This window comes from Tessaracoccus sp. OH4464_COT-324, assembly GCF_003932855.1.
GTDB lineage: Bacteria > Actinomycetota > Actinomycetes > Propionibacteriales > Propionibacteriaceae > Arachnia.
Genome location: NZ_RQYZ01000001.1, coordinates 47,199 through 61,080 on the forward strand (window position 1 = coordinate 47,199; position 13,882 = coordinate 61,080).

At 64.1% G+C, this 13,882-nt stretch carries 12 protein-coding genes; all 12 read left to right on the forward strand.

Features of this window, described 5'->3' with window-relative positions:
* Window positions 1-31: 31 nt before the first annotated feature.
* The 12 genes from EII42_RS00205 to EII42_RS00260 all read left to right on the forward strand — a co-directional run bounded on the left by EII42_RS00205 (window position 32) and on the right by EII42_RS00260 (window position 13,788).
* Complete coding sequence (locus tag EII42_RS00205) at window positions 32-2,983, forward strand: family 20 glycosylhydrolase (protein WP_125170096.1); 2,952 nt, start codon at window positions 32-34, stop codon at window positions 2,981-2,983.
* 244 nt (window positions 2,984-3,227) lie between these two features.
* A complete protein-coding gene (locus EII42_RS00210; protein ID WP_125170097.1) occupies window positions 3,228-3,881 on the forward strand; it encodes a metalloregulator ArsR/SmtB family transcription factor in 654 nt (217 codons plus the stop codon).
* The gene (sufB, locus tag EII42_RS00215; protein ID WP_125170098.1) at window positions 3,878-5,320 is read left to right on the forward strand and encodes a Fe-S cluster assembly protein SufB; all 1,443 of its coding nucleotides are present in this window, start codon (window positions 3,878-3,880) and stop codon (window positions 5,318-5,320) included. Before EII42_RS00210 ends, sufB begins: the two co-directional genes overlap by 4 nt.
* Window positions 5,321-5,364: 44 nt before the next feature.
* Window positions 5,365-6,522 (forward strand): Fe-S cluster assembly protein SufD, encoded by a 1,158-nt coding sequence (gene sufD / locus EII42_RS00220; RefSeq protein WP_233558204.1) that lies wholly within the window; start codon window positions 5,365-5,367, stop codon window positions 6,520-6,522.
* Window positions 6,519-6,842, forward strand: coding sequence for a non-heme iron oxygenase ferredoxin subunit (locus tag EII42_RS00225; protein ID WP_125170099.1), 324 nt, complete (start codon window positions 6,519-6,521; stop codon window positions 6,840-6,842). The genes sufD and EII42_RS00225 overlap by 4 nt, the downstream gene beginning before the upstream one ends.
* 27 nt (window positions 6,843-6,869) lie before the next feature.
* Window positions 6,870-7,622, forward strand: coding sequence for a Fe-S cluster assembly ATPase SufC (sufC, locus tag EII42_RS00230; protein WP_125170100.1), 753 nt, complete (start codon window positions 6,870-6,872; stop codon window positions 7,620-7,622).
* Window positions 7,622-8,851, forward strand: coding sequence for a cysteine desulfurase (locus EII42_RS00235; RefSeq protein ID WP_125170101.1), 1,230 nt, complete (start codon window positions 7,622-7,624; stop codon window positions 8,849-8,851). The genes sufC and EII42_RS00235 overlap by 1 nt, the downstream gene beginning before the upstream one ends.
* Window positions 8,852-8,864: 13 nt before the next feature.
* Window positions 8,865-9,311: a Fe-S cluster assembly sulfur transfer protein SufU gene (gene sufU / locus EII42_RS00240; RefSeq protein ID WP_125170102.1), complete on the forward strand. Its 447-nt coding sequence runs from the start codon at window positions 8,865-8,867 to the stop codon at window positions 9,309-9,311.
* Window positions 9,308-9,679 (forward strand): metal-sulfur cluster assembly factor, encoded by a 372-nt coding sequence (locus EII42_RS00245; protein WP_125170103.1) that lies wholly within the window; start codon window positions 9,308-9,310, stop codon window positions 9,677-9,679. Before sufU ends, EII42_RS00245 begins: the two co-directional genes overlap by 4 nt.
* A 46-nt stretch (window positions 9,680-9,725) precedes the next feature.
* Window positions 9,726-10,628, forward strand: a complete 903-nt coding sequence (gene rarD, locus EII42_RS00250) for an EamA family transporter RarD (protein ID WP_125170104.1) — start codon at window positions 9,726-9,728, stop codon at window positions 10,626-10,628.
* A 30-nt stretch (window positions 10,629-10,658) separates the two neighbouring features.
* Complete coding sequence (locus EII42_RS00255; RefSeq protein ID WP_125170105.1) at window positions 10,659-12,257, forward strand: ABC-F family ATP-binding cassette domain-containing protein; 1,599 nt, start codon at window positions 10,659-10,661, stop codon at window positions 12,255-12,257.
* Between the two features lie 103 nt (window positions 12,258-12,360).
* Entirely contained in the window at window positions 12,361-13,788 is a 1,428-nt protein-coding gene (locus EII42_RS00260) for a phosphoglucomutase/phosphomannomutase family protein (RefSeq protein WP_125170106.1), read from the forward strand.
* The last annotated feature ends 94 nt before the right edge of the window (window positions 13,789-13,882 follow it).

Here is a 13,882-nt window from a genome sequence, read left to right on the forward strand (position 1 = left end):
TCAATTGTTTGGAAAGCGCACTTGGCGCGTAGTGACCGCGTTGCTCGCGGCTGCGGCCATTGGGTTGGGCCCGGGGCCTGGCCAGCCAGCCTTCTCAGCAGAGGAGAATCTTCTGCTAGGGAAACCAGTGGAAGCTTCGGGCACCGAACCCGGCAGCCGGTTCACGCCCGACCGGACTGTGGACGGCGACGCGGGCAGCGGAGATGTTACTAACCCCCGGGTGCACAACGCGCCCACCGCTTCGCGCTGGTCGTCGGCCAACGCCGATCACGTCTGGCTTCGGGTGGACATTGCCGCCAGAGCAAAGCTGGACAGAGTGAAGATTCGTTGGGGAAACACGTTCTCCAAGAAGTACAGCCTGCTGGGTTCGGTGGACGGTGAAACGTGGACCCCGCTCGTCGAGAATCTCGCGGCGACCGCGCGGGGACAATGGGTGGAGACGACCATCCCCGAGGAGGCCCAGGAGCTGCGCTACCTCAAGGTGGAGTCCTTCCAGCGCTCGCAGCGCTACGGGCTTGCCATTTGGGAGGTGGAGGCCTACGGAGAGTTGACCGCTCACATCGATCCGCCCGGCGGCACCAGTGTCTCTCTCGTAACGCCGCGGCCTGCGCAGCAGAACGAGGGCGAAGGGGAGCCGTTCAACCTTGCCGTGGAGACGAAGGTCGTGGCGGCCGGTGAGGCAGCCACGGCAGCAGAGCTGATCGCTGCGCCACTGCGCAAGGCCACGGGATACGAGCTTCCCGTAGTCGCGGACGGAACGGGCATCAGATTCGTGCTTGACCCGAATGCCGAGGTACCGGGCCGCGCAGCTGAGGGATATCTCCTGGTGGCCAACTCGGAGGGCGTCACCATCACCGCGCGCACCGCTCAGGGGCTGTTCTACGGCGGCCAGTCGCTTCGCCAGTTGCTTGGCCCGTGGGCCGCTGCGCAGCAGGCCGTGATTGGGCAGTGGAGCATACCGGCGATCGAGATCAGCGACGGCCCACGTTACGAATGGCGCGGCTTCATGCTCGACGTTTCGCGCAGTTTCTTCACAGTCGACGAAGTCAAGAGCATCATCGACCAGATCGCCCAGTACAAGCTGAATGTCTTGCACATTCACCTGACCGACGATCAGGGTTGGCGCATCGCCATCTCCAACGAGAACAAGGCGGACGGTGACCCGATCGACTACGAGCGACTTACCGGTGTGTCGGGCGGCACCGCGATGGCCCCAACGAAGTGGACGGACCGCCCGGGCGTGTCTGGTTTCTACACGGCCGACGAGTTCAAGAGCATCCTCGCCTACGCGGCTGAGCGGCATATCGCGGTCATCCCGGAGATCGACTTGCCCGGACACAGCAATGCCGCGCTGCACGCGATCCCTGAACTGAACACCGCGAAGTCTCTGCCCCGACCTGCGGCGGGGAAGACCACTCCGGATCCCCAGACGACGGGGGACGTCGGGGAGTCGGCGCTGGACGCGGACGCCCAGGTGACCTACGTCTTCATCCAGCATGTGCTGCAACAGATCGTTGCGGAGTACCCCAGTCCGTTGAACGGCACCCAGTATGTTCACTTCGGTGGTGACGAGCCTCACAAGATGAAGCAGACCCATCCGGGTGACTACGAGAAGTTCATGGCGCGCGTCCCAAAGATGATCAAGGATCTCGGCGTAACCCCTGTTGCTTGGAACGAGGCGGCGGATGCGGGCAGCCAACTGCCCGAGGGGCTCGTGATCCAGCACTGGAACGGCAGAACGGATAAGGTCCGCGAGTACGTCAATACCAAGAAGGGCAAGCTTGTACTCTCTCCGGCTTCACGCGCCTACCTCCCGCAGATCCCGGGACCCGGACTGCAGGGACCGGCATGGGCTTGTTCGGGTCCTTGCACGCTGCAGGCGTTCTACAACTGGGATCCCACCGCCTTCGCGGGGCTGGACGAGCAGAAGATGCTGGGTGTGGAAGCGCCTATCTGGGGCGAGCACCTGCGCAGCTTGTCGTCGGCCGAATACCTGATCTTGCCTCGGTTGATTGCCACCGCAGAGGTTGCGTGGACGCCGCAGCAGGTGCGCAGCGGCAAGTTCGAGGACTTTGATCGGCGCGTCAAGTCCTTGGGCGCGGCTCTGACCCTGCAGGGTAAGAACTTCTACTCGGATGACCGCACGTGGCAGACCGATGTCCGCGAGGTCGCCCCGGTTGCTGAGAACAGTCGGCTCCTCGCGATCGGCGCGCTCCCCAGCGCCCAGAATCAACAGGTGAGCGCGGTCCTGAAATACGCCGACCGGAGTGTTCCGGTGCGGGCGACGAGCGACCGCGAGTTCAAAGCGGGCGTTGGAAAGAAGTTCGATGACCGCCAGGCCAACGGACTCTTCCGTTTCGAGGCCGAGGGAGAGCCCGCAAAGTCTCCCACCCCGGTGAAACTGGTGGTCAGCCTTCGGGGACAGCAGGTCGCGGAGATACCGATCACCCGTCTGCAGGGCGAGCCGGAGCCAACCTATGAACTGACGGGAACCGTGAGTTCCACGAAGGTGAGCGTGGGCGAGGAGATCTCGGTTGAGCTGCGGCTGACCGGGGCCAGCGAGGATCAGGATGTTCGCTTCTGGGTCACGTGGGGAGACGAACCAGCCGGGCGCACTCCCAATTCCCGGAAGACCACGGAGCTGAAGCATACCTACCGGAAGGCGGGCACGTATACCGTTCGAGCGGGGGCGACCGATGCGAACGGCAGCCCGCTGGGCGAAGCCATTGAGCTCGGCGGCGTGGAGGTGCAGGACAGTCCTGAACCGAGTGTTCAGCCTTCGGTGAGTGCGCAGCCCTCGGCGAGCGCCAAGCCCTCGGCGAGTGTGAGCCCCTCAGTGGGGGGCCCGGCCAATCCCGACACACAGAAGCCGGAACCGCCGGCTGACGCGTCCCAGCCGGCTCCCACAGACAAGCCGCAGCCGACCAACCAGCTCCCGGCCAAGGACAAACTAAAGCCCGGACTGCCTAAGACTGGCTGCTGAGAGTTGAAATGTGATGGCGGGCCCGCGAATGCGGGCCCGCCATCACACTGCTGCGCCCCACACGGGGGCGTGGCTCATGCATCGGAAACGTAGCCGCACGTCGGGTGGCGCTGGACCGGTGAGCGCTCGCTGACGGCCGTCAGGGTTTAGGTAACCCTAAGCTCACTTCGACATGGCCGTGCAGGCTTGTGTTTTGGCTCCCAATTGACAAGGATTGAGTGAAGTTAATCTTTAGAGGAGGAAGATGGACGCGCCCACCAGGCAACGCGTTGTGCATCTGATCCTGCACAACGGGCCCCAGACTGCGAAAGCCCTCGCCGAGGCGCTCGACCTCACCCCCGCAGCGGTTCGTCGCCACCTGACATCGCTGATGGACGAAGGCACCCTGCAGTCGCGCGAGGAACGCGTGTACGGCCCCCGCGGGCGCGGCCGCCCGTCGAAGGTCTTTCTGTTGACTGATCGCGCCCGGTCCGAGTTTCAACACGACTACGACCAGCTGGCGCTTCTGGCCCTGAAGCGGCTCACCCAGGGGGAGCTGCAGGAGATCGCGCAGGAGCGGGTCCAGGTGTTGGAGGACCGCTTCGAAGCCGCGCGCGAGGCCGAACCGGATCGCCCGGCAATCGACATTCTCGTCGAGGCGTTGGAGGCTGAAAATTACGCTGCTGGCGTACGTCCCGTGCGCTCAGGTGATCAGATCGTGCAGTTCCATTGCCCCGTGGCCGATGTTGCGGCAAAGTACCCGGTGCTTTGCGAGATCGAAACCAGGCTCTTTGCTCGGCTGCTCGGCTCACACGTGCAGCGGCTCGCAACGATCGCCCATGGCGACGGGGTGTGTACCACGCACGTCCCCACGGCCCTGCCGACGCCGAACATCCCAAGAAAGAAAGTGAATTCATGACCCAGACCGCACCCCAGGCGCCGGGTACCGGCGCCACCCAGGACGAGCATCTCGAAGCGCTCTCCAAATACCAGTGGGGCTGGCACGACTCGGACGAAGCAGGCGCCGCGGCAAGGCGGGGCCTGAGCGAGGAGGTCGTCAACAACATCTCGGACATGAAGGACGAACCGCAATGGATGAGAGATCTTCGCCTGAAGTCGTTGAAGCTGTTCGAGAAGAAGCCGATGCCGACCTGGGGAGCCAGCCTGGACGAGATCGACTTCGACAACATCAAGTATTTCGTGCGCTCCACGGAGCGTCAGGCCCAGACATGGGACGATCTGCCGGAGGACATCAAGAACACCTACGACAGGCTCGGTATCCCCGAGGCGGAGAAGGCGCGCCTCGTCGCGGGCGTGGCTGCCCAGTACGAGTCTGAGGTCGTCTACCACAAGATCAACGAGGAGCTGGAGCGTCAAGGGGTCATCTTCCTTGACACGGATTCCGCGCTGAAGGAACACGAGGAGCTTTTCCGGGAGTACTTCGGCACCGTCATTCCCATCGGCGATAACAAATTCGCCTCCCTGAACTCTGCGGTCTGGTCGGGCGGCTCCTTCATCTATGTGCCGAAGGGCGTGCATGTCACGATCCCGTTGCAGGCCTACTTCCGCATCAATACCGAGAACATGGGCCAGTTCGAGCGGACGCTGATCATCGTCGACGAGGGCGCCTACGTGCACTACGTCGAAGGCTGCACGGCCCCCATCTACTCCTCCGATTCGCTGCACTCCGCAGTCGTCGAGATCATCGTGAAGAAGGGCGCACGTTGCCGGTACACCACCATCCAGAACTGGTCCACCAACGTCTACAATCTCGTGACCAAGCGCGCCATCTGTGAAGAGGGCGCGACGATGGAGTGGATTGACGGCAATATCGGTTCCAAAGTCACGATGAAGTACCCCGCCGTCTACCTGATGGGCCCGCACGCCAAGGGTGAGACGCTGTCCATCGCTTTCGCAGGCGAGGGCCAACATCAAGATGCCGGCTCCAAGATGGTGCACTGCGCGCCGCACACCTCGTCGTCGATCGTTTCTAAGTCGGTGGCGCGCGGCGGCGGCCGCTCGTCGTACCGCGGCCTCGTGCAGGTGCAACCCGGCGCCGTCTACTCCTCTTCTGCGGTCATGTGCGACGCGCTGCTCGTGGACACCATCTCGCGCTCGGACACCTACCCGTACGTGGACATCCAGGAAGAGGATGTGTCCATGGCGCACGAGGCGACCGTGTCGAAGGTATCCGAGGACCAGCTGTTCTACCTGATGAGCCGGGGCATGGAAGAGCTGGAGGCGGTGGCGATGATCGTTCGCGGCTTCGTCGAACCCATCGCGAAGGAACTCCCCATGGAGTACGCGCTGGAGCTCAACCGGCTCATCGAGCTTCAGATGGAAGGTGCGGTCGGCTGATTCCGGCGCCGCAAATCTTTAGGGAAAGAAGAACAAAGTTGTCCGTGGACACCGAACGTTCGGCCGTGGCCGACGCCATCGAAAAAGTTGAATCGCACCTGCACCCCACCCCCTCATGGGATGTCGCCGACCACCCGATGCCCACCGGGCGAGAAGAGATCTGGCGGTTCACGCCACTGAAACGATTCAAGAAGCTGCTCGTCGAGGGCGAAGAGCTACCCACCCTCTCCTGGGAGGCCGACCTACCCGAGGGGGTGAACGTCTCCGAAGCCAAACCCGGGGATCTCAGAGCGCTGGCGGTGGAGCCGCCGGTGGATCGAGTCTCCGCCGTGGCCGCCCTTCGCAGTGCGAACCCCACACTCATCGAGGTAGCCGCGAACACCGAATTTGCTGAACCGATCGTCTTCACCGGGAAGGCGAGCGGCGGCGAACACCGAGACCACTACGTGATCAAGGTTGGCGCCAACGCCAAGGCCACCATCATCATCCAGTTTGAGGGTGAAGCGCAGTACGCCGAAAAGACTGACGTTGTCGTAGGTGATGGGGCCTGGCTGAATCTGGTTTTCGTTCAGGATCTGGGAGCCGGCTCGCTCCACGCGGGCCAGCGCAGCGTCCTGGTGGGACGCGACGCCACCGTGAAAGTGGTTTCCGCCACCCTGGGTGAAGGCTCGGTGCGGCTCCAGGAGAACGCGCGCTACGCCGGCCCGGGCGGCGAGTTCGAGCAATATGGGGTGTACTTCGTTGACGGCGAGCAGCATGTTCAGCACCGCCTGTTCGTTGATCACAACGCGCCGAAGACCAAGTCCAACGTGGACTACCGCGGGGCACTGCAGGGCAAGGGCGCACACGCCGTCTGGATCGGTGACGTGCTGATCCGCAAGGCAGCCGAGGACATCGACACATACGAATCGAACAAGAACCTGCTCCTCACCGAAGGCTGCAAGGCGGACTCGGTACCCAACTTGGAAATCGAGACCGGCGAGATCGCAGGAGCCGGCCATTCGTCCTCCACCGGTCGATTCGACGAGTTGCAACTGTTCTATCTGATGAGCCGCGGCGTCGAGGAACGCGAGGCCCGTCGGCTCATCGTGCACGGCTTCTTCTGGGAGATCATCCGGCAGATCGGGGTGGCAGACATCGAGCAGCGGCTCCTGGCCCGCGTCGAGCAAGAACTCGAACTGCTGGAGGACAGCCAGGCATGAGTTGGGTGAGCGTCGCCAAAGCAACCGAGCTGGAAGAGGACGTACCCTTCCCGGCCGACGTCGACGACCTTGAGGTCGTCGTCGTGCAGCACCAAGGCAGGCTGTACGCCTTGGAGAACGAGTGCTCGCACGCCAAGGTTGCCCTGCACGAGGGCGAGGTGCTGGGTGACACCATCGAATGTTATCTGCACGGGGCGGCATTCGACCTGGCCACGGGCGAGGCGCTTTGCCTGCCCGCGACGAAACCTGTGCGCGTCTTCCCCGTCCGCATCGAAGGCGACGACGTCCAAGTCGACCCCTCAACAACCGAACTTTTCTAAGCAAGAACGATTCAGGAGTACCTGCTAATGTCCACTCTCGTCATCTCGGATCTCTACGCCAGCGTCAACACTGAAGACGGGCCAAAGGAGATCCTCAAGGGCGTGAACCTGACCATCAACCCCGGCGAGATCCACGCGATCATGGGCCCCAACGGTTCCGGCAAATCCACCCTCGCGTACGCCCTCGCCGGGCACCCCAAGTACGAGATCACCTCCGGCTCAGTCACCCTCGACGGCGTCGAGCTCACCGAGCTGAGCGTCGATGAGCGCGCGAAAGCGGGGCTCTACCTGGCGATGCAGTACCCGGTTGAAGTTCCCGGGATCTCGGTGGCGAACTTCCTCCGTACGGCCAAGACCGCGCTGGATGGTGAAGCTCCGAAGGTGCGTACCTGGGTCAAGGAGGTGGAAAAGGCTCTCGAAAACCTGCATCTGGACAAGTCCTTCTCCGCGCGCTCCGTCAACGAGGGCTTCTCCGGCGGCGAGAAGAAGCGTCACGAGATCGCTCAGCTCGAACTCCTGAACCCGAAGGCAGCGATCCTCGACGAGACCGACTCCGGCCTGGACATTGACGCGCTCAAGGTGGTTTCGGAGGGCGTGAACCGCTACGCGGGCCAGGGGGACAGAGCCGTGATCCTCATCACGCACTACACGCGAATCCTGCAGTACATCGAGCCGAGCTTCGTGCACGTCTTCGTCAACGGCCAGATCGTGGAATCCGGCGGTCGTGAGCTGGCCGATAGGCTAGAGGCCGAGGGCTACGAGCAGTACATCAAGGCCTGATTGTGCTGGATGTCGCCGCTGTCCGGGAACAGTTCCCCATCCTCAACCGACGGGTGGGGAACTGGCCCTTGGCCTACCTGGATTCAGCGAATACTTCGCAGAAACCCGCCGTTGTGGTGGAGGCCATGGCCGAGCATTACCTGCAGCACAACGCCAACGTGGCGCGAGCGATGCACCTGCTCGGGGCGGAGGCGACGGAGGCGTACGAAGGGGCTAGGGCGCGAGTCGCCCGCTTCATCGCGGCGGGGCGCCCGGAGGAGATCGTGTTCACCAAGAACGCGTCCGAAGCCCTGAACCTGATCGCGCACTGCCTCGCAGCCGGCCTGGGGCCGGGCGACGAGGTGGTCACCACGGTGATGGAACACCACTCCAATATCGTGCCCTGGCAGATGATCTGCCAGCGCACAGGGGCCAGGCTCCGCTGGTTCGACATCACCGATGATGGCCGCCTCGACCTTGACAAGGCGGCCCGAGAACAGCTCATCAACGAGCGCACCAGGATTGTCACCATGACCTGGGTGTCCAACGTCGTCGGGACACGAAATCCGGTGGCCGACGTCGCGCAGCAGGCGCACGCCGCCGGGGCGATGATGGTGGTGGACGCCTCGCAAGGCACCCCGCACCAGCCAACCGACGTGGCGCGGCTTGGCGCCGACTTCGTCGTGTTCACGGGGCACAAGATGTGTGGTCCCACCGGGATCGGGGTGCTGTGGGGAAAGCACGATCTGTTGGCGGAGCTTCCGCCCTTCCTGGGCGGGGGCGAGATGATCGAGGTGGTAGAGATGGAGAGGTCCACCTATGCGGCCCCGCCCTACCGCTTCGAAGCGGGCACGCCGCCGATCGCTCAAGCGGTTGGGCTCGGAGCGGCGATCGACTTCCTGGAGAGCGTTGGCATGGACGCGATCCTGGAGCACGAGAACGAACTCACCGCGTACGCGCTGGGCAAGCTGACGGCCATTGACGGTTTCCGGATTCTCGGGCCCAGCGGGCCAGAGGAACGCGGCTCCGCTATCTCGTTCAATCTTGACGGGGTTCACCCGCACGACGTCATGCAAGTCCTGGACAGTAGGGGAGTGGCCATTCGGGGCGGGCATCATTGCGCCCGGCCGTTGCACCGTAGGCTGGGTGCACAGTCCTCCACGCGGGCCAGCACTTACCTATACAACACCCGCGCGGAGATCGATCAGCTAGCCGATGCGCTGGTGTTCACCCGAAACTATTTCTCCTGATGGAAGGGCAGCCGTGAATCTCGACGAGCTTTACCAGTCGATCATCCTGGATCACTATCGGGAGAAGCACCACAGTGGGCTACGGGAGCCGCACGACGTCGAGGTGCATCATGTGAACCCTTCCTGCGGTGACGAGTTGACGCTGCGCGTCCAGCTCTCCGACGGCCGGGTGGGAGACGTCTCCTACGCGGCAGAAGGTTGCTCGATTTCCCAGGCCTCGACCTCGATCATGACGGACCTCGTGATCGGCAAACCGGTGGAGCACGCGCTCGAACTGCACGACGAGTTCCTGGCCGTCATGCAATCCAAGGGAGAGCTGATTCCCGACGAAGAGCGATTCGAGGACGCGATAGCCTTTGCCGGAGTCGCCAAGTTCCCGGCGCGCGTGAAGTGCGCCCTCCTCGGCTGGTCCGCAGTCCGAGATGCCATTCTTCAGGCCCAAGCAAAGGAGCACAGATGACCGATCCCCGCCCGAGCGATCTCGTGAAAGATGAGTTTCCCGACGTCGACTCGTTTAAGGTCCCAACAGAGGAAGAGATCTACGAGGCGATGAAGGACGTCGTGGATCCGGAGTTGATGGTGAACGTGGTCGACCTCGGCTTGCTCTACGGAGTGACGGTGGACGACGAGGGCAACGTCACGCTGGACATGACCCTCACCTCACCCACCTGCCCACTCACCGACAAGATCGAATACGACACCAAGTACGTGTTGGACGGCCTGACGAAGTCGGTAACGATCAACTGGGTCTGGTTGCCGCCGTGGACGCTGGAGATGATCACCGAGGACGGGCGCGAGCAGCTCCGCTCCATCGGCTACAACCTGTGAGCCCGAAGGCGGCAGCCCCGGAGAGCGCGTGGCTCCAAGGAGCCGGGTGACGCGGCACACCCCTTTGTTGTCGGGACTCGGCGCCTACCTGCTCTGGGGGCTGTTTCCCCTCTACTTCGTCGGGCTCAGCGCGGCCGGCCCACTGGAGATCCTGGCCCACCGGATCGTCTGGACGCTGGCCTTCTGTGCGCTCGCGCTGACCCTGACCCGCAGTTGGGCGAGCTACCGCCGCGTCTGGTCCGATCGTCGGCAGGCTCTGCTGATGGTGGCGGCGGGCTTGACGATCACCACGAACTGGGGCACCTACGTGCTGGGCGTGCTGCTGGGCAGGACCCTGGAGGCGTCACTGGGCTACTTCATCAACCCGCTGGCCGTTGTGGCGCTGGGGGTGCTGGTATTCCAGGAGAGGCTGCGCCCGCTGCAGGTGGTGGCCGTCGGCTTCGGCGGTCTCTCCGTGCTGGTGATGGCGCTCGGCTACGGCCAAGTGCCCTGGATCGCGCTGGTGCTGGCGGCGTCGTTCGGCTCCTACTCGCTGCTGAAGAAACTCACCGGGATCAGCGTCGCCCCGGTAGCCGGCCTGGCCGCGGAGACCTCGGTCACGGCACCGCTCGCTCTCGGCTATCTGGGCGTGCTTTCCTGGCTGGGGCACTCGACCTTCGGCTTTTCCGGCCACGGCCTGCTGCTGGCGATCAGCGGCGTGGTGACGGCGCTTCCGCTGCTGCTGTTCGCGGTGGCGGCGAAGGGCCTGCCGATGATCACGCTGGGCACGATCCAGTACGTGGGGCCGCTGACCCAGTTCGTGATCGGGTGGCTCGTGCTGGGAGAACCGATGCCCGCGTCGCGCTGGCTGGGCTTCGCAGCCGTGTGGGTGGCGGTGGCGCTGTTCGTCTTCGACGCGGTGCGGGCGTCGTGGATTCCGCGCGGAAGCCGCATCCGACGGTGCGGCTGAACGGGCAGTGGTGGCGTAGACTCTCGCAGCGTGTTGCAGGTCAAGGATGTTGAGGTTCGTGCGGGTGCCCGGTTGCTGCTGCAGCCGGTGTCTTTCCAGCTGATTGCCGGCGATCGTGTGGGCCTCGTGGGCCGAAACGGAGCTGGCAAGACCACGCTGACGCGGATCCTGGCCGGTGAGGGGCTGCCCGCGGCGGGCAAGGTCACCCGTTCGGGTACCCTGGGTTACCTGCCGCAGGACCCTCGGTCGGGTGACCCGGATCAGCTGGCCCGGGACCGCGTACTCGCCGCCCGTGGCCTGGACGCGATCGTGCGCCGAATGAAGGCCGCCGAGCAGGCGATGGCCGACGGCACCGCGGGGGAGCGGGAGCAGGCGATGGCGGCGTACGCCCGGGCGGAGAACGCCTTCGTCGCGGCCGGTGGCTACGCTGCTGAGGCGGAGGCGGCGCGCATTGCTGCGAACCTCGGCCTGCCGGAGCGGGTGTTGTCCCAGCAGCTCAAGACTCTCTCGGGGGGCCAACGCAGGCGGATCGAGTTGGCGCGCATCCTGTTCTCCAGCGCGGACACGCTGCTGTTGGATGAGCCCACGAACCACCTCGACGCGGACTCCATCCACTGGCTGCGCGGCTACTTGCAGAGCTTCGCGGGGGGCCTGCTGGTGATCAGTCACGATGTCGAGTTGTTGGAGGCGGTGGTGAACAAGGTCTTCCACCTGGATGCCAACCGCGCCGAGCTGGACATCTATTCGATGGACTGGAAGCGTTACCTGGCGCAGCGGGAAACCGACGAGAAACGGCGCCGACGGGAGCTGGCCAACGCGGAGCGCAAGGCCAGCCAGCTGCTGGCGCAGGCCGACAAGATGCGCGCGAAGGCGACGAAGGCCACCGCCGCCCAGAACATGGCCCGCAGGGCCGAGAAGCTGCTCGCCGGTGTTGAAGGGGAACGGGCGCAGGACAAGGTGGCGAAGATCCGGTTCCCTGACCCCGCGCCGTCGGGCAAGACCCCGCTCACGGGCGTGGGGCTGGGCAAGAACTACGGCTCGCTGGAGGTGTTCACGGCGGTGGATCTGGCGATCGATCGCGGCTCCAAGGTGGTCATCCTGGGGCTGAACGGCGCGGGCAAGACGACGATGCTGCGGCTCCTGGCCGGCATCGAGGAACCGACCGCAGGCGAGGTGCGCCTGGGGCACGGCGCGAAGCTCGGCTACTACGCGCAGGAGCACGAGACCCTGGAGGTCGACCGCTCGGTGCTCGACAACATGAAGAGCGCGTCTCCCAGCCTGAACGACACGGAGGTGCGCAAGGTGTTGGGCTCGTTCTTGTTCACCGGCGACGACGTGGACAAGCCCGCGCGCGTGCTCTCGGGCGGGGAGAAGACGCGGCTGGCGCTCGCGATGCTCGTCGTCTCGGCCGCGAACGTGCTGCTCCTCGACGAGCCGACGAACAACCTGGACCCGGCGTCCAGAGCGGAGGTGCTGAGCGCGATCCGCAACTACGCGGGCGCGGTGATCCTGGTCACCCACGATCCGGGCGCTGTGGAGGCGCTGGAGCCGGACCGGGTTCTGGTGTTGCCCGACGGGGTCGAGGATCTGTGGAGCGACGACTACGCAGATCTGATCCAACTCGCCTGAGTGGCGTTTTGCGCAACTGTTTCGCCCACTTGCCCGTTCGTCGACTGGCTTTCGAGACCGTCGTCCTAGGCTGGGGACACGACAAAACAGATAGGGGCGAATTATGGCGCGAATTGCGTTTGGAACCGGCGGCTGGCGTGCGATCATCGGCGACGAGTTCACCAGGCAGAACGTTCGATTGCTGGCTTCTGCGTTGGCGCGAAAGATGATCGACGAGGGCGTGGCGGAGCAGGGCGTCGTCATCGGCTACGACCGTCGGTTCCTGTCAGATGTGGCCGCGCAGTGGGCCGCTCAGGTGCTTGCGGGGCACGGGATACCGGCAAAGGTCATCAAACTGCGTCAGGCACCTACCCCGCTCATCATGTGGACGGTTCAGCACGGGGAGTTCCCGTACGGGATGGCGGTCACCGCGTCGCACAACCCGGCGCTCTACAACGGGATCAAGGTGTTCACGCGTGGCGGCAAGGACGCGGACAAGCCCGTCACCGACGACATCGAAGCCCGGATGGGAGAGATCGAGGTGGCAGGGGAGAACGACATTGAGGAGATCGACTACTCGACTGGCCTGGAGTCCGGCCTGATCGAGGAGATCAACACGTTCAACGGCTACATCGACTCCATCATGGAGTTGGTCGACATGGCCGCCATCCGCAAGGCGGGACTGAAAATCGCGCTCGACCCGATGTTTGGTGTTTCACGCACCTCGCTGCAGACGCTGCTGCTCACCGCCCGCTGCGAGGTGGATGTCATCAACGACCGGCACGATACGCTGTTCGGCGGCCGCCTTCCTTCACCGTCGTCGCACACTCTGCACTCGTTGAGCAGGTTCGTCGTCGAGAACGGTTCTGACATCGGTATCGCCACCGACGGCGACGCTGACCGGATCGGCATCATCGACGACCTGGGCAACTTCGTGCACCCGAATCAGCTGCTCGTCATGCTCTACTACTACCTTGTCAAGTACAAGGGTTGGGAGGGGCCGGTGGTGCGCAACGTCGCCACGACGAGCCTGCTGGACGACGTGGCGGAGCGGTTCGGCCAGGTCTGCTACGAGGTTCCGGTCGGTTTCAAGTGGATTTCTGGCAAGATGCTGGAGACTGACGCAATCCTCGGCGGTGAGTCCTCCGGCGGCCTGACGGTGCGGGGCCACATCAGCGGCAAGGACGGCATCTACGCGGCTGCACTGCTCGTCGAGATGCTGGCGGTGACTGGCAAGAAGATGAGCGACCTCTACCGGGAGATCACGGGGCAGTTCGAACCGCACTACATGGCGGAAACGGATTTCCAGTTCCGCCCGGAGCTTAAGCCGGCCATCCTCAAGACGCTCATGGAGGACAAGGAGCTGCCCGAGTTCACTGAGACTGTGACGGGCACCTCCTACCTGGACGGCTGCAAGGTTTACTTCGCCGATGGGTGGATCATCGCGCGGTTTTCCGGCACCGAGCCCCTCATCCGCATCTTCTGCGAGATGCCGAATCGAGAGCGGGCAGAGCGCACGTGTGAGGAGTTCCGCAAGTTCCTCGGGCTGTGAGGCGGCGGTCGGGCGTCGGGGAGGCACTCGTTACCGCCCCTTCCCGACCCCGGCTGACCGAGGTATTTTGATGACGCTAACCTTTCCTAAGAAA